General features: G+C 71.9%; 18 protein-coding genes. 9 read left to right on the top strand and 9 right to left on the bottom strand.

Going from position 1 to position 19,316, the window contains the following annotated elements:
* The first annotated feature begins 179 nt into the window (after positions 1–179).
* Entirely contained in the window at positions 180–317 is a 138-nt protein-coding gene (locus ACGFJ7_RS10290) for a transposase (RefSeq protein WP_360245494.1), read from the top strand.
* 108 nt (positions 318–425) lie between these two features.
* On the opposite strand, the gene ACGFJ7_RS10285 is transcribed toward ACGFJ7_RS10290, so the two are convergent.
* From ACGFJ7_RS10285 to ACGFJ7_RS10270, 4 genes are all read right to left on the bottom strand, one after another.
* Positions 426–851: a ribonuclease domain-containing protein gene (locus ACGFJ7_RS10285; protein ID WP_392641905.1), complete on the bottom strand. Its 426-nt coding sequence runs from the start codon at positions 849–851 to the stop codon at positions 426–428.
* Between the two features lie 74 nt (positions 852–925).
* Positions 926–2,176 (bottom strand): hypothetical protein, encoded by a 1,251-nt coding sequence (locus ACGFJ7_RS10280; RefSeq protein WP_360245488.1) that lies wholly within the window; start codon positions 2,174–2,176, stop codon positions 926–928.
* A gap of 122 nt (positions 2,177–2,298) precedes the next feature.
* Positions 2,299–3,048: an ABC transporter ATP-binding protein gene (locus ACGFJ7_RS10275; RefSeq protein ID WP_360245485.1), complete on the bottom strand. Its 750-nt coding sequence runs from the start codon at positions 3,046–3,048 to the stop codon at positions 2,299–2,301.
* A complete protein-coding gene (locus ACGFJ7_RS10270; protein WP_360245482.1) occupies positions 3,045–4,166 on the bottom strand; it encodes an ABC transporter substrate-binding protein in 1,122 nt (373 codons plus the stop codon). Before ACGFJ7_RS10270 ends, ACGFJ7_RS10275 begins: the two co-directional genes overlap by 4 nt.
* A 409-nt stretch (positions 4,167–4,575) precedes the next feature.
* Here ACGFJ7_RS10270 and ACGFJ7_RS10265 point away from each other — a divergent pair, with 409 nt between their 5' ends.
* The 4 genes from ACGFJ7_RS10265 to ACGFJ7_RS10250 are packed head-to-tail and all read left to right on the top strand — an operon-like array spanning position 4,576 to position 8,918.
* A complete protein-coding gene (locus tag ACGFJ7_RS10265) occupies positions 4,576–7,518 on the top strand; it encodes a nitrate- and nitrite sensing domain-containing protein (protein WP_360245479.1) in 2,943 nt (980 codons plus the stop codon).
* A complete protein-coding gene (locus tag ACGFJ7_RS10260; RefSeq protein ID WP_097322740.1) occupies positions 7,515–7,922 on the top strand; it encodes a roadblock/LC7 domain-containing protein in 408 nt (135 codons plus the stop codon). The genes ACGFJ7_RS10265 and ACGFJ7_RS10260 overlap by 4 nt, the downstream gene beginning before the upstream one ends.
* Positions 7,923–7,954: 32 nt before the next feature.
* A complete protein-coding gene (locus tag ACGFJ7_RS10255) occupies positions 7,955–8,317 on the top strand; it encodes a DUF742 domain-containing protein (RefSeq protein ID WP_097322739.1) in 363 nt (120 codons plus the stop codon).
* Positions 8,298–8,918: an ATP/GTP-binding protein gene (locus ACGFJ7_RS10250; protein WP_097322738.1), complete on the top strand. Its 621-nt coding sequence runs from the start codon at positions 8,298–8,300 to the stop codon at positions 8,916–8,918. Before ACGFJ7_RS10255 ends, ACGFJ7_RS10250 begins: the two co-directional genes overlap by 20 nt.
* 138 nt (positions 8,919–9,056) lie before the next feature.
* On the opposite strand, the gene ACGFJ7_RS10245 is transcribed toward ACGFJ7_RS10250, so the two are convergent.
* Complete coding sequence (locus ACGFJ7_RS10245; protein ID WP_360245474.1) at positions 9,057–10,160, bottom strand: uroporphyrinogen-III synthase; 1,104 nt, start codon at positions 10,158–10,160, stop codon at positions 9,057–9,059.
* Between the two features lie 637 nt (positions 10,161–10,797).
* Here ACGFJ7_RS10245 and rplM point away from each other — a divergent pair.
* From rplM to glmM, 3 genes are all read left to right on the top strand, one after another.
* The gene (gene rplM / locus ACGFJ7_RS10240; protein WP_360245471.1) at positions 10,798–11,241 is read left to right on the top strand and encodes a 50S ribosomal protein L13; all 444 of its coding nucleotides are present in this window, start codon (positions 10,798–10,800) and stop codon (positions 11,239–11,241) included.
* 20 nt (positions 11,242–11,261) lie between these two features.
* Positions 11,262–11,759, top strand: coding sequence for a 30S ribosomal protein S9 (gene rpsI / locus ACGFJ7_RS10235; RefSeq protein ID WP_360245468.1), 498 nt, complete (start codon positions 11,262–11,264; stop codon positions 11,757–11,759).
* Between the two features lie 139 nt (positions 11,760–11,898).
* Positions 11,899–13,248: a phosphoglucosamine mutase gene (gene glmM, locus ACGFJ7_RS10230; protein WP_360245465.1), complete on the top strand. Its 1,350-nt coding sequence runs from the start codon at positions 11,899–11,901 to the stop codon at positions 13,246–13,248.
* Positions 13,249–13,252: 4 nt separating this feature from the next.
* On the opposite strand, the gene ACGFJ7_RS10225 is transcribed toward glmM, so the two are convergent.
* Together ACGFJ7_RS10225 and ACGFJ7_RS10220 are read right to left on the bottom strand one after the other, a co-directional pair.
* Positions 13,253–14,428 carry a pyridoxal phosphate-dependent aminotransferase gene (locus tag ACGFJ7_RS10225; RefSeq protein ID WP_392641900.1) on the bottom strand — a complete coding sequence of 392 codons (1,176 nt, stop codon included), beginning with the start codon at positions 14,426–14,428 and terminating at the stop codon, positions 13,253–13,255.
* 5 nt (positions 14,429–14,433) lie between these two features.
* The gene (locus tag ACGFJ7_RS10220; protein WP_392641898.1) at positions 14,434–14,877 is read right to left on the bottom strand and encodes an MmpS family transport accessory protein; all 444 of its coding nucleotides are present in this window, start codon (positions 14,875–14,877) and stop codon (positions 14,434–14,436) included.
* A gap of 681 nt (positions 14,878–15,558) precedes the next feature.
* Here ACGFJ7_RS10220 and glmS point away from each other — a divergent pair.
* A complete protein-coding gene (gene glmS / locus ACGFJ7_RS10215; RefSeq protein ID WP_360245456.1) occupies positions 15,559–17,442 on the top strand; it encodes a glutamine--fructose-6-phosphate transaminase (isomerizing) in 1,884 nt (627 codons plus the stop codon).
* A 62-nt stretch (positions 17,443–17,504) separates the two neighbouring features.
* Here the strand turns inward: glmS and ACGFJ7_RS10210 are convergent, their stop codons facing one another.
* Positions 17,505–18,968 (bottom strand): alpha/beta hydrolase, encoded by a 1,464-nt coding sequence (locus tag ACGFJ7_RS10210; RefSeq protein WP_392641896.1) that lies wholly within the window; start codon positions 18,966–18,968, stop codon positions 17,505–17,507.
* Positions 18,965–19,252 (bottom strand): hypothetical protein, encoded by a 288-nt coding sequence (locus ACGFJ7_RS10205; RefSeq protein WP_392641894.1) that lies wholly within the window; start codon positions 19,250–19,252, stop codon positions 18,965–18,967. The genes ACGFJ7_RS10210 and ACGFJ7_RS10205 overlap by 4 nt, the downstream gene beginning before the upstream one ends.
* Positions 19,253–19,316 lie beyond the last annotated feature (64 nt).

Genomic DNA, 19,316 nt, shown 5'->3' with positions numbered 1-19,316 from the left:
TGCGACCTTCCCGCAGCCGACGCCAGCCACCACCTAGACCTCGCCTCGCTCAGTCGATGGCCGCGAGGTTGCATGGGCCGCCTGAGCAGGCGCTGAACGACGTCGGTAGGCGCACGCCGAGATGGCGGCTTGCCCTGGACATGATCGACGAGCTACTCGGCTCGGGCTGAAGCCCGAGCGTGCTGGTCGCTGACGCCGGCTACGGCGACGCCGGACAGTTCCGGCAAGCCCTCGCTGAGCGCGGCATCGACTACGCGGTCCAAGTCGCGCGCATCGAACACGACTACCGCGAAGTCAAAACCCATGCGCCGGAATGACTCTCTACGCCGTACTTCGACGCCCGCCTCATCGGCACCTGCCCACCTGCCGCGCCCACTTCCCGCAACGCAATCGCCGCGCGGGAAGAGGACCAGGACAAAGCCCTACTAGAGCTTGTAGAAGGTGACGTAGTGGTCCGGAGTGAACCAGGTCTCCCTTGTGGAGCGGTTGACCACGATGCGGTACGCGTCCCGGGCCGCGCCGCGGGTGCGGGAGTAGACGTCGTATTCGCTGTAGGTGGCGTTCGTGGGGAGCTGCTTCTCGCGGTTCTGGAACGTGCCGCCGGTGTAGTTGTACTGGCCGTACGGCCACGCGTACCAGCCGCTGCTCGTCGGCCAGCCGAGTGTGGACCAGCCCGTGCGGGCGGTGCGGGCGGCCGAGCAGCGGGAGATCGTGCAACTCGAGTGGACGGCGGCCTGGGCCGCGTCGGGGGCCACCACGGCCGGCGCCACCAGGGCGGGGCCGGTGAGGGCGAAGACCAGGGCGAGGCCGGTGAGGAACCGGCGGAGGCGGGGGTGCCGGTCAGTGGTCATGACGACATCGTGCGCGGCCGGGAGGCCACGCGGTACCTCCCGGCCGGATCATTCCATTGATGTTTACCTATGCCTTACCGGCCCAGGCCGCTCACCCAGTCGCTCAGTTCGCCCTCTTTGCCCTGGTGGCGGGGCTGCGGTGGGGTGAAGCCGTCGAACGACGGTGTCGGCAGGACGCCGGTGTCGGACGGGCGCAGCTCATGGTCGGGGCGCTGGGCGGCAGCCGACGCGCGGGCGGCCACTGTGGCCCGGGCCGCGGCGACGTTCGCCCGGCCGGTGATCGCCTGGGCGGCGCCGGCGCCCGGCAGCGGGCCGGTCGGGGCGGCGCCGGGCAGCGCGCCCGTGGGGGCAGCGCCGGGCAGCGAGCCGGTGGGAGCGCCGGCCGAGGGGCCGGCGGCGGCCTGGGCGATCGCCGAGTGGGGCTGGGCGTCGCGCTGGGGCAGCGGCGGGCGGTCGGCAGTCGGCGGGGCCTCTCCGGTGGCGCCGACCGGGCCGCGCCGGAGGACCGCGGCCAGCACCGAGCCGAAGACGCCGGCGCCGGCGGCGGTCATCGCCGCCCAGTAGGGGACTTCCTGGTAGCGGTCGGCGCCCGCACCCGGTCCGGCGATCAGGTAAGCCACCGTCAGCAGGGCGGGGCCGGGCAGACCGGCCAGCGCGACGGCGACCAGCGAATGCCGGCCGCGGCGGGCGATGAGGCCGATCACCAGGCCGCAGATCAGCGCGAGCGCCGGCATCGTGAAGAGCGCGGCCTGGTCGACGACCTTGTCGGGCAGGATGCTCAGGTCGAGCACGCCGAGGCGTACGGAAACCGGGTCTTGACCTGGCCGCAGTGACGGCGCCACCGAGACCAGCGCGATGACCCACGTCGCGACCGTCAGCGTGAGGACGCTCCAGCGAGCGACCGCGCTGCGCAGGACCGCGTACGCCGCGAAGATGCCCACGGCCGCGCCGAGCGCCGCGCACGCGCCCACCACGAAGACCGGGTCGACGCCGGTGACCTGGGCCGCCCGGGCCGGCTGCATGGTGAGCGGCAGGATCGCGGCGGCGCCGAAGCCGGCCACGACCGCGGGGACGAAACGGGAGCCGGCGGGAGCCTGGTGGGGGATCAGGGTACGGGCGGCGACGGCACCGATCGCGGCGGCGGTCATGGCGAACCACGCCACCCAGGCCAGCTGGGCGATCCACTCGTCACGCGCGGTGACCTCGACGACGCGGGTGAAGCGCAGGACGCCCAACCCGTAGGCCAGGCCCAGCTGAGAAGCCCCGCCCAGCGCGGCAACGCCGAACGAGGCACCCAACAACTTCGCCCAGGTGCGGAAAGTCATGCCCGGCACGTTACGGAATCCTCTCCCGTGAACGCCACTGGGACGTCCGATTCTTAAGGCAGTCCAAAATCCCGCTTAGAAATCCCTTGTACGCAGCGTGATCTCGCTGTGCCATGAAGAGATCACGCCATCAAGAGATCATGGAGCTGGGCGCTGCAGCGGGCGACCTCGTCCAGGTTGGCCGTGCGGCCCAGCGTGCGGGGGCGCGGGATGCGCACCTCGAGGATCTCGCGGACCCGGCCCGGCCGCGGGCTCAGCACCACCACGCGGTCGGCCAGCAGCACCGCCTCGTCGATCGAATGGGTGACGAAGACCGTGGTGGGCGCCTGCTCCATGTGGATGCGCTGGAGCTCGACCGACAGCTCCTCCCGGATCAGCGGGTCGAGCGCCGAGAACGGCTCGTCCATCAGCATCACGCGGGGGCGGCCGATCAGCGCGCGGCACAGCGCCACCCGCTGCTGCATGCCGCCCGAGAGCTCGTGCGGCAGCCGCTTCTCGAACCCGGTCAGGCCGGTCAGCGCCAGCAGGTCGTGCGCGCGGGACACGTACTCCGCCTTGCGCCAGCCGAAGATCTGCACCGGCAGCAGCACGTTGTCGAGCACCGACCGCCACGGCAGCAGGGCCGGGCGCTGGAACATCATCGCCACGTCGCGGCGCGGCTTGACCACCCGCTCGCCGGCGACGTCGATGTGGCCGCCGGTCGGCGGGAGCAGGCCGGCGATCATCCGCAGCAGCGTCGACTTGCCGCAGCCGGAACGGCCGACCACGGCCACGAACTCACCGTCGGCCACCTCGAGGCTGACGTCGCGCAGCGCCTCGACCGTGCCGGAGCGGCCGGTGAAGGTGCGTGACAGGTTCTCGACACGGATCATGAGGCGAGCCGCCAGCGGCCGGCCCGGGCCACCAGCACGGTGAGCGCCTGCGGCATCAGGCCGGAGTGGTTGTCCGGCGTGAGGCGCAGCGGGCCGGAGAGGCCGTCGACCTGTGAGGTCTCCAGGATGTCGCGGATGCGCTCGCGGTCGGCGCCGACCCGGGCCACCGCGTCGGCGACCAGGTCGACCGCGTCCGCGGCGAACGCGGCGACGCCCGAGTAGCTGCCGTAGCGCGAGGTGTAGTCGCGGAACCACTGCTTGCGGGAGGATTTCGCCGGCGTGGTGGCGATGACGTCGTCGATCGCCAGGATCTGGGTGAAGACCATCCGGACGTTGTTCGTGGCCGCGGTCGCGGCGGCCGGGATGAACAGGTCACTGGCGGCCGCGGCGTCGAAGTAGACCCGGCCCTTGTATCCGACCTGCTTCATGCCGATCGCGGCGAGCTGGGCCAGATCGGGCGCGGTCAGCACGACGATGGCGCTGGGGTTGCCGTCGGCCAGCGTGCCGATGGCCTGGGTGATGTCGGTGGCGGTCGGCTTGACCGAGCGGGAGAGCTGGGCGGCGATCCCGGTCCCGGGCAGCTTGGCCAGCAGCGCCTTGCGCGCCCCACGCCCGTACAGGTCGTCGGAGTAGAGGATCGAGATGTTCTTGGTCTTCGCCTGGCTCAGCTCGGACACCATCGCCGACGCGCTGTCGGCCGAGTTCGGGCCGATCTTGAAAATGTACCGCCGGCTGGAAACCGGGTTGACTACTTCCTCGGAAGCGCCTAACGAGATGGTCGGCGCCTTCTTGTCGTTGATCGTCTTGGCCGCGCCGACCACGCACTGGTCGCAGGCGCCGGTGATGATGGCGGCGACCGACGGGTCGTCGGCGAACGCGCCGATGTTGCGCAGCGAGGACGTGGGGTCGTTCCGATTGTCCTGTGTGGTCAGCTTCAGCTGCCGGTCGCCGAGCTGGCCCGAGGCGTTCACCTGTTCGATGCGCAGCTGAAGGGCGCGCGCGTAGGCGATGTCGACGGCCGACGAATTGTCGAGGTCGGCGGCGATCGTGATCACCTCGGACGCTGCCGGTTTGCCGTCGTCCGAGGAGCAGCCGGCCGCACCGGTGACAAGGAGCATCGATGCCACGGCGGATGCCGCGGTGATGCGGGAGAGCCGCACTGCGGTGCCTCCTAGAAAGGCGATACGGACAAGATGTCCGTTCGAACGCGCCAAACCTTGCCAACGTGAGGGCCCCTGGTCAAGCAGAGGTCCATCGATGGAGCGAGACGCTTGTCTCACATATTGGTTGGAATCTTGCGGTTTGATCGTGAGCGGGTCATCACGGATTGTCGTGGTCGGCATATTCGTGCACGTCAAAGAGGTGTGAATGTCGATTGTGGAACTGGCAATGCATCCAACAGTCGGACGGGGAGTTCGTTTCGGGTTGTTTCCGGACTTCCCAAACCAATGTCCGTTCTGATGAAATTCCCGGGCCGCAGCGCTCAGGCGGGCACGGAGACACGGGAATGACCACGGAGGAGAAGTCGTGAGCACCGGATCTTCGACCCAGGTGGCACGCCGTGGTGTCTTTCCCCGGCTTCGGGACGCGCGTATCCGTTCGAAGCTGGCTCTGATCCTGCTCGTGCCCCTGGCCGCAGTAATCGTCCTCGCCACCACGCGACTCGTCGACATCGGACAGCGCGCCTCGGCGGCCGGTCAGGTGCAGGAGCTCACCAAGCTCGACACCGACATCTCGGCGCTGACGCAGCTGCTGCACACCGAGCGGATGGCCGCCGCCGCCTACCTGGCCGCACCGGCCGGCGCGAAGCCCGACGCCTACGACGCCGCCGTGCGCAACAGCGACGCGCAGATCGCCGTCTACCGCTCGCACCGGGCCGACGTCGACGACTCGCCCGGCGCCGTGGGTGATCGTCTCGCCCGCATCGACGACCACCTCAACACGATGGACGCCACCCGGACGGCGGTCAGCAAGCGCGAGGGCATCGCCGTCGCCGAGGCCGTCTCCCGCTACGGCGTCGTCATCACCGACCTGGTCGCCTACGGCGAGTCGGTCAGCCAGCTGGCCGGTGACGGCGACATCGCCGACAGCCTGCGGGCGCTCTCCGCGTTCTCCCGCGCCAAGGCGGGCACGGCCGAGCAGGAGGCCGTCTCGTACGCGGCCCGGGTCGCCGACGACCTCAGCGAGGAACAGCGCGTCACCTTCATCGCCACCCAGACCAGCCAGCAGGAGGCGCTGACCACCTTCTCGCTGGTCGCCAGCGGAGAGCAGCGGGCCCTGGCCGACAAGGTGGTCAGCGGCGACGCGGTCAACCTGGTCGACGGCGTCGCCACCCGGCTCGGCCGCGGCGAGGCGGTGCCGGCGGACGACATCACCGAGGCGTTCGGCGCGGTGGTCGACCTGATGCGCTGGGCCGAGCAGCAGCTCGAGTCGAAGATCGTGAAGGCGACCGGCGACGACCGCGACTCCGTCGTCCGGCAGGCCGCCATCGAGTCGGCGCTGGTCGTGCTCGTGCTGATCATCGCCATCGCGCTCGCCGTGATCCTGGCCCGCTCGCTCAACATGTCGCTGCGCCGGCTGCGCGAGGGCGCGCTCGCGGTGGCCAACCGCGACCTGCCCGACGCCGTGGCCAAGCTGCGCGACGCCAAGAACCTCGGCGACGGCGGCGCCGACGACATCGTCCGCCAGGTCCGCGACCCGATCCAGCTGTCCAACCGTGACGAGATCGGCCAGGTCGCCCAGGCGTTCAACGTGGTGCACCGCGAGGCGGTCCGCATCGCGGCCGAGCAGGCGGCCCTGCGCACCAGCGTCTCGACGATGTTCCTCAACCTGGCCCGCCGCTCGCAGTCGCTGGTCGACCGGATGATCGGCGAGCTCGACATGATCGAGCGCACCGAGGAGGACCCGAAGCGGCTGGCCCAGCTCTTCGAGCTCGACCACCTGGCCACCCGGATGCGCCGCAACGACGAGAACCTGCTGGTGCTGGCCGGCGCCGACTCGAGCCCGCCCCGGCGCGAGGACGCGCTGGTGGTCGACGCGCTGCGCGCCGCGCAGTCCGAGGTCGAGCTCTACAACCGCATCGAGTTCGGCACCGTCGACACCGACGTCTCGATCGCCGCGCTCGCCGTCAACGACGTGGTCCGCCTCGTCGCTGAGCTGCTCGACAACGCCACCCGCTTCTCGCCGCCGACCACAGTGGTGGTCGCCGACGGCCGCCGGATCCGCGACTACGTGGTGATCCAGGTGGAGGACCGCGGGCTCGGCATGTCCGAGGAGCAGATGGACCAGCTCAACCGCCGGCTCTCCGAACCGCCCAGTGTGGACGTCGCCGCGTTCCGCCTGATGGGCCTGGCCGTGGTGTCCCGGCTCGCCTCCCGGTACGGCATCAAGGTCGAGCTGCGGGCCAACCTCGAGGGCGGCACGGTCGCCCAGGTCACGCTGCCGAGCAGCATCGTCGTGACGCCGCGCCGCTACGACACGTTCGGTGGCGGCCCTCGCCCGGAGCTGGGCGCGGCCCCGTCCGGCGGCTGGGACGCCCGGGCCTCGCGGGCCGCCACGGCCACGCTGCCGACCATCGAGCCCCCGGCGCCCGCTCCCGAGCCGGTGCAGCAGCTTCCGGCCCACCCGTCGCTGCCGGTCTTCCCGTCGCAGCGGCCGCCGAGCGACCCGGCCGAGGTGCGCCCGACGCCGAACCGGCCGCCGCTGCCGACCCGGGTGTCGAAGACGATCGCGCAGGCGCAGGACGCGCCGACGATGAACGGCTTCACCCCCACCGTGCAGACGCCGATCGTGACGCCCTCGGTCTCCGCTCCGCCGGTCTCGTCCCCGCCGGCCCCGACCGGCGGGTGGGGTGCCGCGCTGGCCGCGATGCCGCCCGTGCCGGCGCAGCCGGTGGCGCCACCGGCCGAGGACCGCACCGAGGCCCCCATCTTCGTGCAGATGCAGCAGAGCTGGTTCCGTAACCACGACGGGGCGAGCCAGGAGCAGTTCGGCATGCCGACGGCGGGCTACGCGCCTCCGCCGAACGCGGTGCCGGCCGTGACTCCCGCGCCCGCCCCCGTCCAGGAGGCCGTGGCTCCCGCGCCGGCCCCCGTCCAGGAGGCCCCCAAGCCCCCACCGGCTCCCGCACGCGAAGAGCCGACGGACACCGGGCACAATGGACCGTCGGTTCCGAGACAGCGTTCCGCTGAGGAGGACCGGTGGAAGACAGCGGCGGACGATGGATGGAAGCGGGCCATGGCGGCGGCTGAGCCGGTCGACGCCGGGACCACGAGATCCGGCCTCCCCAAGCGCGTACCGCAGGCACAGCTCGTGCCGGGCGGCGTGCAGCCGGGACCGAAGGCACAGAACCGCCGCAGCCCCGACGAGGTCCGCGGGTTGCTGTCCGCGTACCACCGGGGAGTGCAACGCGGGCGGACGGACGGCACCGCCGAGTCCGCCGCCTCCCAGGCTAAGGAGACCGAACAGTGACCAGGCCCCCCACCATGCAGGACATGGGCTGGCTGCTCAACAACTTCGCCAACAGCGTGGCCGGCATCGCCCACGTCGTGGCCGTGTCCGCCGACGGGCTGCTGCTGGCGGCCTCACGCGACCTGCCCGCCGACCGGGCCGACCAGCTGGCCGCCATCACCTCCGGCGTGGTCAGCCTGACCGACGGCGCCTCACGCATGTTCAACGCGGGCACCGTCCAGCAGACGATCATCGAGATGGAGAGCGGATACCTCTTCCTCATGTCGATCAGCGACGGCTCCGCGATGGCCGTCCTGGCCGCCCGCAGCTGCGACGTCGGCCAGGTCGGATACGAGATGGCGTTGCTGGTCGAGCGGGTCGGCGCGGCCCTCTCGCCGGTCGCGCGTGAAGCAGTCAGTCATTAGAGGCCGGACCGCCGGAACGGGGTGAGGAGCGGATGGGACAGCCACAGGACCCGAGAGGCAACCTTGTGCGCCCGTACGCGGTCACCCGCGGACGGACGGAACCACGCCGGGACATCCCGATCGAAGCGGTCCTGGTCGCCAGCCAGGCCGGCCTGCAAGAGGCCCGGTTCGCCGGGCATGACAAATACCGCATCGCTGTTCTGTGCGAGGCGAAAGCGCAGTCCCTCGCCGAGCTTTCCGCGCTCTCCCGGTTGCCGCTGGGTGTCGCTCGGGTGCTCGTCGCGGACATGGTGGCCGACGGGCTGCTGTCGTTGCACAGCGCCGCTCCCAAGACTGGGTTCACGGAGCGGATGGACCTGCTGGAAAGGGTGTTAGGTGGACTTCGCAAGCTCTGAGCGGGCGGGGGCGCAGCCCAAGGAGATCACCTCCGCGAAGATCGTCGTCGCCGGGGGATTCGGCGTCGGCAAGACGACGCTGGTCGGTGCGGTCTCCGAGATCGAGCCGCTGACGACCGAGGCCGTGATGACCTCGGCCGGCCAGGGGATCGACGACGCGTCCAAGGTGCCCGGCAAGGGGACCACGACCGTCGCCATGGACTTCGGCCGCATCACCATGGCCGACGACTTGATCCTCTACCTCTTCGGCACGCCCGGGCAGACCCGTTTCTGGTTCATGTGGGACGAGCTGATCCGCGGTGCCGTCGGCGCGGCGGTGCTGGTCGACACCCGGCGGATAGCCGACGCGTTCGCGCCGCTCGACTACTTCGAGAACCGTCACCTGCCGTACCTGGTCGCGCTGAACTGCTTCGACGGCGCTCCGCGCTACGAGCCCGACGAGGTCCGCGAGGCGCTGGCGATTCCGCCGCACGTCCCGCTGATCATGTGCGACGCCCGTCATCGCGAGTCGGTCAAGCAGGTGCTGGTCGGCGTCGTCGAACACGCGATGGCGACGCTGGTGGCCGAGCAGTCGGGCGGCTATCCGGCTCCGGTCGGATAAAGAACACAAAGACGATGTCGTAGGCGGGTGGGGCGTACAGACCGTCGCTCCCGCCGAGGGCCGCGGCGAGCCGAGCTGGGCGCTGGCGCGCCCAGAACGCTCGGCCCACCACGGCGACGTGAGTGAGTGGTCGCGCTGTCAACCGGCCAACCGGTAACCGCGCTTGACCACCGTCTGCACCACCCCGGGAGCGGAGAGGCCGGCCCTCAGCCGGGCCACGGCCATCTCGACGGCGTGCTCGTCGGCGCCCCGGGGGAGGGCGTGCAGCAGGGCCGCGCGGGAGAGGACCCGGCCCGGCGCCGACGCGAGCGCGCGCAGGACGGCCATCGGGCCGGGCGCCAGGGACCGCAGCTCCCCGTCCACGATCGCTGCGTGGCCACGCAAGGTGATGGAGTGGCCGGCCACGTCCAGAGACACGGCCCGCTGGGGCAGCTCGTCGGCGATCGTGCGGACCAGCGCGCTGAGCCGGGCCCGCGCGGGCGTGACGACCGGGATCCCGTGCCGGCGCAGGGGAGCGGCCGTGACCGGACCGGCGCAGGCGACCAGGACGTCGGTGCGCAGCGCTTCGAGCACGGCCTCACTGTGCGGCCCGGCCGCGTGGAGCAGGGCCGCGACGGCCGGCGCGGCGGTGAAGGTCACGGCGTCGACCAGGCGGCCGGTGACCAGGTCGACCAGGCGGTCCAGCGGGGCCGGGTCGGCCGGCGGCGCCCATCGGTAGACCGGCACCTCGATCACCCGGGCCCCGGCCTCGCGCAGCGCCTCGGTGTATTCGGGCTGGCTCTCCCCGTGCAGCTGCATGGCCACGGTCAGGCCGCCCAGGCCCCGGGCCGCGAGGTGGCTGACAACCTCCTCGTAGCTCTCGCCCTCGGGGGACCACTGATCGTGCAGGCCGGCCGCGCGGACCGCGGACCGGGCCTTAGGGCCCCGTGCGATGAGATAGGCCCTCGCCAGCGCCGCGCGCAGCGGGTCGGCCAGGCCCCAGCCCTCGGCCGCCTCCAGCCAGCCGCGCAGGCCGAGGCCGGTGGTGACCAGCACGACATCCGGCGGGTTCTCCAGGCAGGCCCGGGTCGCGGCCTTGAGCTCGGCGTCGTCGGCGATCGGGACGATGCGCAGCGCGGGCGCGAGCACCACCCGGGCGCCGCGGCTCTCCAGCAGGCTCGCGAGCTCGTCGCGGCGACGGTCGGAGGTGACCCCCACCGTGTAGCCGGAGAGTTCGGACCAGCTCGCCACTCGGCCGGTCATGGTGTCCGAAGAAGTCGCGACGCGGCCGGCCGGTCCACCGAAGGGCACGCTCGGAGCCCGCCGTCCTCAGCGTCGACCCGCTCCCATGTCACGCCTGCGTTCTCCGCCGTACCTCCGGCCGGCGCGCGCCGCGACTCCTCCTCGCCGAGCCGGTGAACCGGCTCGGCGGACACCGTCAGGTCCGTCCTCAACCCTGACGGTGGCTCTTCCATAGTGCGCCGGGCCCCGGCGTGCCGGCGATGACCGGCCCGCTTCGTCGAGGTCTCCGCACCGATGGCCATGACGGAAGCGTGCCTTCCGGGAATTTCGCCCTCGGGTCCCGTTTGTTTCGAGCCTGCTAACCGTCGCCGGGTTGTGACCTCGGTGACCTTGGATCCCGGTGTCGGGCGTGTTCGGAAGGGCGGGTATGCTTGACACGCATATGTTTGGAGGTCACGTCGGCCTGGGCTTTGATGCGGGCGACGGCGGGGCCGCCGATCGCTGTGACCCTGCACGTTTTGACCACGCGCCGCGCCACCGGGTATTGTTGCCTGCTGTTGTGCGACAGCTGCGAGCGTGCCCCCCGGGGTAGGCTTGATGTTCGCGTTCGCCGCGACCAGCGCGCGACCCCAGACCGACGACAAGACAAGGTAATTCTGTGCGTACGTACAGCCCGAAGCCGGGTGAGATCGAGCGTCAGTGGCACATTATCGACGCTTCTGACGTCGTCCTGGGCCGCCTGGCCACCCACACCGCGACCCTTCTGCGCGGCAAGCACAAGCCGACCTTCGCGCCGCATGTCGACACCGGCGACTACGTCGTGATCATCAACGCCGGCAAGGTGGCCCTGACCGGCAACAAGCGGCAGACCAAGGTCGCCTACCGCCACTCGGGCTACCCGGGCGGCCTCAAGCAGGTCGGCTACGAGGAGCTGCTCACCAAGCGCCCCGAGAAGGCGGTCGAGCTGGCCGTCAAGGGCATGCTCCCGCACAACAAGCTCGCGCGGCAGATCATCAAGAAGCTGAAGGTCTACCCGGGCGCCGAGCACCCGCACGCCGCTCAGCAGCCCCAGCCGTTCGAAATCAAGCAGATCGCGCAGTGAGCGCGGGAGAAGGCAGCAGCATGTCCGACATCATCGAGCCCGAGGTCGTCGAGACCGTCGAGGAGCCCGCTGAGACGGTCGTCGTGGTCGAGACGCCCGCGCCGGCCCCGGTCCGCGCCCCGCGTCCCGGTGACCGTCCGATCCAGACCGTCGGCCGCCGCAAGGAGGCCATCGTCCGGGTGCGCCTCGTGCCCGGCAGCGGCAAGATCACCTGCAACGGCCGCGACCTCGAGGCCTACTTCCCCAGCAAGGTGCACCAGCAGCTCATCCGTGAGCCGCTCGTCACCGCTGAGAAGGAAGAGCAGTTCGACGTGATCGCCAACCTGCGCGGTGGCGGCATCACCGGCCAGGCCGGCGCGCTGCGCCTCGGCATCGCCCGGGCGCTCATCACGAACGAGCCCGACGACCGTCCGGCTCTCAAGAAGGCCGGCTTCCTCACCCGTGACGCCCGCGTCAAGGAGAGCAAGAAGTACGGTCTCAAGAAGGCCCGTAAGGCTCCGCAGTACTCGAAGCGCTGATTTTGCGCCGAGTCTGACACGGCCGGGTTGCGCCCCTCGCGGGGCCGCGGCCCGGCCGTTTGCGTTCCCTCCCCTCCACCGACGCACGCACCCCGGATGGCCCCTCCTCTCCCTGGGCCGCCGGCGAAAGGAAACCGCCATGGGGCGACTCTTCGGCACCGACGGCGTACGCGGGCTCGCGAATGGCGACCTCACCCCCGAACTGGCCCTGTCCGTCGCGGTCGCGGCCGCCCGCGTGCTGGTCGAGAGCGACGGCAGCCACCCTCCGCTGGCGATCGTCGGCCGTGACCCGCGGGCCAGCGGCGAAATGCTCGAGGCGGCCGTCGTGGCCGGCCTGACCAGCGCCGGCGCCAACGTGGTGCGGGTCGGCGTGCTGCCCACCCCGGCCGTGGCCTACCTGGTGGCCCAGACCGGCGCCGACCTCGGCGTCATGCTCTCGGCCTCGCACAACCCGATGCCCGACAACGGGATCAAGCTCTTCGCCGCGGGTGGCACCAAGCTCCCCGACGAGCTGGAGGAGCGCATCGAGAAGGCCATCGAGGACGGGCACGGGCTGATCGGCCGGCCCACCGGTGCCGGCATCGGCCGGGTCAACGACCTGCTCGACGGGGCCGAGCACTACATCAAGCACCTGGTCGGCTCGACGCCGCACTCGCTGGCCGGCATCAAGGTCGTGGTCGACTGCGCCAACGGCGCGGCCAGCGAGGTCGCCCCGGTGGCCTACGAGGAGGCGGGCGCCGAGGTCATCGCGATCCACGCCGACCCGGACGGCCTCAACATCAACGACGACTGTGGCTCCACTCACCTCGAGAAGGTGCAGGCGGCGGTCCTCGAGCACGGTGCCGACCTGGGTCTCGCGCACGACGGCGACGCCGACCGCTGCCTGGCCGTGACGGCCTCGGGCGAGGTCGTCGACGGCGACCAGATCATGGCGATCCTGGCCCTGGCCATGCGCGACGCGGGCACGCTGACCGACGACACGCTGGTCGCGACCGTGATGAGCAACCTGGGCCTGCGCATCGCCATGAAGCAGAACGGCATCAAGCTTCTCGAGACCAAGGTCGGCGACCGGTACGTGCTGGAGGCGCTGGCCGCGGACGGTCTGGCCCTGGGCGGCGAGCAGAGCGGGCACATCGTGATGCCGGCGTTCGCGACCACCGGCGACGGCGTGCTGACCGGCCTGCACCTGATGGCCCAGCTGGCGGCGAGCGGCAAGTCGCTGGCCGACCTGGCCTCGGTGGTGCACACGCTGCCCCAGGTCCTGATCAACGTGAAGGTCGGCGACCGGGAGGCCGGCGCGGCCGCCCCGACGGTGCAGGCGGCCGTGGCGCTGGCCGAGGACGAGCTGGGCGAGACCGGCCGGGTGCTGCTGCGCCCGTCGGGCACCGAGCCGCTCGTCCGGGTGATGGTCGAGGCCGCCACCGAGGAGCAGGCCCGCGCCGTGGCGTCGCGGATCGCCGACGAGGTGCGGGCGGCCAGCCCGGCCTGAGCCGTTACCTGAGCTTCGCCAGGCGGCGGGCTGCCTCCTCGATGACCTCTTCGCGCTTGCAGAAGGCGAAGCGGATCAGGTGGCGGCCCGCCGCCTTGTCGTCGTAGAAGACCTGAGTGGGCACGGCCACGACACCGCACCGCTCGGGCAGCGCCCGGCAGAACTCGATGCCGTCGGTCCCACCCGATCGGGTGATATCCGCCGTGACGAAGTAAGTACCCTCGGACGGCAGGACGTCGAACCCGGCCTCGGTCAGTCCGGTCACGAGCCGGTCGCGGCGGGCCTGAAGACCGGCCCGGAAACCGGTGAAATAGTCGTCGGGCAGCCCGAGTGCGACGGCGACGGCCGGTTGCAGCGGCCCGGCGTTCACGAAGGTCAGGAACTGCTTGACCCGCATGAGGGCCGAGACCAGCGGGGCCGGCCCGGTGGCCCAGCCGACCTTCCAGCCGGTGCACGAGAAGGTCTTGCCGGCCGAGGAGATCCGCAGGGTCCGCTCGCGCATGCCGGGCAGGCTGGCCAGCGGCACGTGCGGCTCGGCGGCGTCGGTGAAGACCAGGTGTTCGTACACCTCGTCGGTGACGGCGTACGTGCCGTACTCCTGGCAGAGGCCGGCGATCAGCGTGAGCTCGCCGCGGGTGAAGACCTTGCCGGTGGGGTTGTGCGGCGAGTTGAGCAGCACGAGGCGGGTGCGGGGACCGAAGGCGGCCCGCAGCTGCTCCTCGTCGAAGCCGTACCGGCCGTCGGCCCCCGGGCGCAGGGTGACCGGGCGGCGGACGGCGCCGGCCAGGGCGATCGAGGCGGCGTACGAGTCGTAGTAGGGCTCGAAGCAGACAACCTCGTCACCGGGCTCGCAGAGGGCCAGGATCGCGGCCGCGACGGCCTCGGTGGCGCCGGCGGTGACCACGATCTCGGTCTCCGGGTCGCGCGACAGGCCCCAGAATCGCCGCTCGTGGGCGGCGACGGCCTGGCGCAGGGCGGGAATGCCGGGCAGCGGCGGATATTGGTTGGCGCCCTCACGCAGCGCCCGCGCGGCGGCCTCGAGCATCTCGGCCGGGCCGTCGGTGTCCGGGAAGCCCTGCCCGAGATTGATCGCGCCGGTGCGCGCGGCCAGCGCCGACATCTCGGTGAAGATCGTGGTGCCGAACGGGCGCATCCGTTCGACCAGCGGGTCGCTCGTCATCGTCCCTATTCAAACGCGAAGTGGTTACAGGTGGCCGTGCCGAACGTACCGGGCTCGGAGGTACGGTGCGCGACCTCCTGGCCGTCGACAAGCACGCGGCAGCTGATCGTGCCCTCGGTGCCGCTCAGCCGGATCGCGGTGACGGTGAGCACGGTGGGGGTGTCGATCTCCCCGGTGAACGTCCAGGGCAGCTTCACGTTCTCCAGCCGCTGCGGCGACTCACTGAGCGATTCCGCGTAGACCAGCTGCGAGGCGGGGCCGTCACCGGTCACCTCGTACGTCACGCTGACCTTCCCGCCGATCTCCGGCGCCTCGGTAGGCGCCGCCGGCAGCTCGGGAATCTGCGGCACGGCGTCTTTCGCCGTTTGTGTGACGTTGCGCGCGATGAGCACACCGGCGGTCCCGACGCCCCCACAGAGCAACAGCGTGACCGCAATGATCACCGCCACGATGGGCACACTGCTCTTCCGCGGCGGCCGCCCAGCGGGCCCAGGCGGCGGATACCCGCCCGCGCCGCCCCCGCCACCCGGATAGCCCGCGCCTCCCGGGTAGCCTGCGCCGCCTCCGCCGCCCGGATAGCCCGCGCCGCCCGGGTAGCCCGCGCCGTTGGGGTAGCCCCCGCCTCCCCAGCCGCCCGCCTGGTTTCCGGCGCCCGGGCCATATCCGCCGCCGTACGCCCCTTCGCCTCCGCCGTCATAGGGAGTGCCGTAACCAGGCGGTGGATAGCCCGGCGGGACGTTGTCGGAGGCGGTGGCCGGGAACTCCGACGTCGGCGGGTAGTCGGGGTCCGGCGGCTGGGGGAGCGACGCGTATCCCGGACTGAAGGTCGGCGACGGCCGGTAGGGGTCCGGGGAGAGCGGGTCACCCGACGGGGTGGACCAGGGCTGTCCCGACACCGGCGAGGGCGTCGTCCGGTCGGGGTCCCGCTGCGGCTGGTCGGGCTGAGAATTGCTGCTCAACGTCTCTCCCGGGGCGAGCGCTGGTCAGATGTCCGTCAGCCGACGGTACGCCGGTGACGCCAGCCGATCGGCGGCGCCACCCGCCGTTCGGACCGTTTTGCGCATACCGCATGCTCGAAAGGGTGCTTCTCGAGCATGACGGATGAGCGGACGTCGGCTACAGTGCCCGTCATGTGTGGCATCGTGGGGTACGTCGGCGGTCGTCCGGCGCTCAGCATCGTTCTCGACGGCCTGCGCCGGCTGGAGTACCGCGGATATGACTCCGCCGGCGTCGCGGTCATCGACAGCGACACCGTTCTGACCGAGAAGAAGGCCGGCAAGCTCGCCAACCTGGAGAAGGCCCTGGCCGACCGGCCGTCCGACGAGATCGCCACCGGGCGTACGGCGATCGGGCACACCCGCTGGGCGACGCACGGCGGCCCGACCGACCGCAACGCGCACCCGCACCTGTCGGCCGACGGCCGGGTCGCCGTCATCCACAACGGCATCATCGAGAACTTCGGCCGCCTGCGCGCTTCGCTGGAGGCCGAGGGCATCGAGTTCACCAGCGACACCGACACCGAGTGCGCGGCCCACCTGCTCGCCGCCGAGGTGCGCAAGCTGCGCGAGTCCGGCGCCGTGGACGGCCCGCAGCTGCTGGCCGAGGCCATGCGCCGCACGGTCAGCCGCTTGGAGGGCGCGTTCACGCTGCTCGCCGTCGACGTCGAGGTGCCGAACGCGGTAGTCGCCGCCCGCCGCAACTCGCCGCTGGTCGTCGGCCGCGGCAAGGGCGAGAACTTCCTGGCCAGCGACGTGTCGGCCTTCATCGAGCACACCCGCGAGGCGATCGAGCTCGGCCAGGACCAGGTCGTCCTGATCACCCCGGACGCCATCGAGATCACCGGCTTCGACGGCTCGCCCGCCATCGGCCAGGAGTTCCACATCGACTGGGACGCCTCGGCCGCGGAGAAGGGCGGCTACGACTACTTCATGCTCAAGGAGATCGCCGAGCAGCCGCAGGCCATCGCCGACACCCTGCTGGGCCGCCTCTCCGACCGCGGCGAGATCGTGCTCGACGAGGTGCGCCTGACCGACCAGGACCTGCGCGACATCGACAAGGTCTTCATCGTCGCCTGCGGCACGGCCTACCACGCCGGCATGGTCGCCAAGTACGCGATCGAGCACTGGGTGCGCATCCCGTGCGAGGTCGAGCTGGCCAGCGAGTTCCGCTACCGCGACCCGATCCTGGACCGCTCGACCCTGGTGATCGCGATCAGCCAGTCCGGCGAGACCATGGACACCCTGATGGCGCTGCGCCACGCCAAGGAGCAGAAGGCCCGCGTCCTGGCCATCTGCAACACCAACGGCTCGACGATCCCCCGCGAGTCCGACGCCGTGCTCTACACCCACGGCGGCCCGGAGATCGCCGTCGCCTCGACGAAGGCGTTCCTGACCCAGCTCGTCGCCACCTACCTGATCGGCCTGCACCTGGCCCAGATCCGCGGCGTCATGTACGCCGACGAGGTCGCCGCCGTGGTCGAGAGGCTGCGCAGCACCCCCGACGCGCTGCGCGAGCTGCTCAACTCCATGGAGGACGTCCGCGCCCTGGCCCGCGACCTGAAGACCGCCTCGACGGTGCTCTTCATCGGCCGCCACGTCGGCTTCCCGGTGGCCCTGGAGGGCGCCCTGAAGCTCAAGGAGCTCGCCTACATGCACGCCGAGGGCTTCGCCGCCGGCGAGCTCAAGCACGGCCCGATCGCCCTGATCGACCAGGGCACCCCGGTCGTCTGCGTGGTGCCGTCCCCGGCCGGCCGCGGCGTCATGCGCGACAAGGTCGTCTCCAACATCCAGGAGGTACGGGCCCGCGGCGCCCGCACCATCGTGATCGCCGAGGAGGGCGACGACGACGTCCGCGCCTACGCCGACCACCTCATCACGGTCCCGCACACCCCCACGCTGCTCGCCCCGCTGATGACCACGGTCCCGCTGCAGATCCTGGCCTGCGAGATCGCCGCCGCCCGCGGCCACGACGTCGACCAGCCCCGCAACCTGGCCAAGTCCGTCACCGTCGAGTAACCACCGCGGCGGCACGCTCCCGAGGCCGCCCCGGCGCACACAGCGCCTGGGCGGCCTTCGCGTCATCGGGCGGTCCCCAGGGTGATGGCGGCCATCGTGTCCAGGGCGGGGTTTCCGGGGTTCCAGTAGCCGACATGGCCCTTCGGGTCGCTCGCGAAGACCCGGGCACCGAAGCCGGGATCGCTCGGGTTGCGGCCGAACCACAGGTCCTCCTCCGGGCGGCCGAAGGCGAGCCACGGGCCCACGAAGGGGACCGTGGCGGCCACGGCGAGGTCGCGGGCCAGGCCGGCCGGGGCGACCGGGACCCACTGGATCACGTCGTTGCGGGCGGTGGAGGACCAGACCTCGCCGGACCGCAGGCGCAGGTCGCTCGCGGAGTCGACGCCGACGCCGGGCGAGCCCACGAAGACGACGCTGTCGGCGTCGAGCCCCGGTCCGGACGCCGCCCGGCCCACCACGAGCGAGCCGTAGCTGTGGCCGAGCACCGTCTGCCGCGCCGCTGGCCCCTCGTGGCCGGCCCGGAGCCCGTCCTGGAACCGCCGCAGAACAGGCGCGGCCGCCTCGGCCTGGCGTGAGCGGGCGGCCTCGTCGACGAAGTCGGGGGCGTCGTAGTCGAGCCACAGCACGGCGCTCGACGCGACCCGCGGGCCGAGCTCGGCGGCCCGCGTGACGACCCGCTCGGCCCGGGTCAGCTCGCCGCCGAAGGACGCCAGGTCGGCCGTCATCCCCGGCACCTGGGTGAGGACGTTCCCAGCCCGGTCCGGGTCGCCGAGAGCCACCACCGCCCGGCCCTCCCCGGCCAGGTCGAGCCGCAGCAGGTAGGCCCGCGGCCCGTCGCCGTCGGCCAGCCGGTCGCTCAGGGCGGTCAGCCCGTCGCGTACCGACCGCAGCCGGTCCCGATCGTCGCCGCGAGCGTAGGTGATGGCCCGGTCGAGCTCGGCGCGCCGATTGTCGAGCAGCAGACGGTTGGCGATGTCGCGGTCGGCCGCCGGAACGCCGTCGAGCCCGGCCGGCACACCAGGCTCGGTGGCCAGCAACCACTGCCGCTGCGCCGGCGGCAGACCAGCCCACCATTCGTGGACCTCGGCGGGCGACGCCGTACAGTCCGGCCGCGCGCCGTCCGGCGGCTCGGCCGAGGCGTGAAAGGCATCGGTCAGCCGGCTGAAGTCCTCGGACGCCCGCAGGTCAGCGCGTGTGGCGACCGAGATCGCCGCGGCAAGCTGCCCGGTCACAAGACGCCGGGCGCGTTCCAGGGAGGCGGCGAACTCGCTCGCGAACTGGTCGGCCCGCCAGCAGTGGAGGCGGAACAGGACGAGCCGCCGGTGCAGGCCGCCGAGCCGGCTCGTGGCGGCGGTGGCCGCCGCGCCCGTCCAGGAGCGGCCCAGCGCCACCAGACGGGCGGCGAGCTCGGCCGCCAGCCGGCCGGCCAGGTCGGCCCAGCGGCGCCAGGACAGGGCGAGCGCCCGCCACCGGCCCGGATCGGTGACCCGGAGGCGGGCGTGGACCGTACCCGGATCGCTGGTCATCGGCTCAGCCTCAGGCGGGTGACGGCGCGGGCGTCGGCCAGTTCGTAATCGGCCGCGGCTGTCGCGATGTTCCGGGCGGTCTCGGCCACCTCGGCCCCGAGCAGGCTCAGGTGGTGGCGGGCCGTCTCGGCGGCCAGGGTGGCCGCGTCGGCCGCGGCCCACCTCGGGGTGACGTCGGGAGCCGGGGCCCGGGCTGCTCCGGAGGTGATGCGGGACGCTGTGCCGGCCACGGCCGAGGCGTCGTGGCGCAGCTGATCGGTGTCGACTTCGAGATCGGGTTGCATCGGCGGCCTCCAGGCGGTGCGAAGGGATGCGCCGACGTTAGGGGCCGCCAGGCCTCCGTGGGCG

It is taken from the genome of Actinoplanes sp. NPDC048988, assembly GCF_043197815.1.
Taxonomy (GTDB): Bacteria; Actinomycetota; Actinomycetes; order Mycobacteriales; family Micromonosporaceae; genus Actinoplanes.
The sequence above is the reverse complement of the archived record's forward strand: the minus strand, read 5'-3'. Positions and strand labels throughout refer to the sequence as shown.

What these genes read in the sequence shown, in the direction of transcription:
- ACGFJ7_RS10280 (WP_360245488.1), bottom strand. Translation starts at nt 2,176, where the DNA reads ATGACTTTCCGCACCTGGGCGAAGTTGTTGGGTGCCTCGTTCGGCGTT.
- rpsI (WP_360245468.1), top strand. Translation starts at nt 11,262, where the DNA reads ATGTCCGACATCATCGAGCCCGAGGTCGTCGAGACCGTCGAGGAGCCC.
- glmM (WP_360245465.1), top strand. Translation starts at nt 11,899, where the DNA reads ATGGGGCGACTCTTCGGCACCGACGGCGTACGCGGGCTCGCGAATGGC.
- ACGFJ7_RS10210 (WP_392641896.1), bottom strand. Translation starts at nt 18,968, where the DNA reads ATGACCAGCGATCCGGGTACGGTCCACGCCCGCCTCCGGGTCACCGAT.
- ACGFJ7_RS10275 (WP_360245485.1), bottom strand. Translation starts at nt 3,048, where the DNA reads ATGATCCGTGTCGAGAACCTGTCACGCACCTTCACCGGCCGCTCCGGC.
- ACGFJ7_RS10225 (WP_392641900.1), bottom strand. Translation starts at nt 14,428, where the DNA reads ATGACGAGCGACCCGCTGGTCGAACGGATGCGCCCGTTCGGCACCACG.
- ACGFJ7_RS10255 (WP_097322739.1), top strand. Translation starts at nt 7,955, where the DNA reads ATGGGACAGCCACAGGACCCGAGAGGCAACCTTGTGCGCCCGTACGCG.
- glmS (WP_360245456.1), top strand. Translation starts at nt 15,559, where the DNA reads ATGTGTGGCATCGTGGGGTACGTCGGCGGTCGTCCGGCGCTCAGCATC.
- ACGFJ7_RS10205 (WP_392641894.1), bottom strand. Translation starts at nt 19,252, where the DNA reads ATGCAACCCGATCTCGAAGTCGACACCGATCAGCTGCGCCACGACGCC.
- ACGFJ7_RS10245 (WP_360245474.1), bottom strand. Translation starts at nt 10,160, where the DNA reads ATGACCGGCCGAGTGGCGAGCTGGTCCGAACTCTCCGGCTACACGGTG.
- ACGFJ7_RS10270 (WP_360245482.1), bottom strand. Translation starts at nt 4,166, where the DNA reads ATGCTCCTTGTCACCGGTGCGGCCGGCTGCTCCTCGGACGACGGCAAA.
- ACGFJ7_RS10285 (WP_392641905.1), bottom strand. Translation starts at nt 851, where the DNA reads ATGACCACTGACCGGCACCCCCGCCTCCGCCGGTTCCTCACCGGCCTC.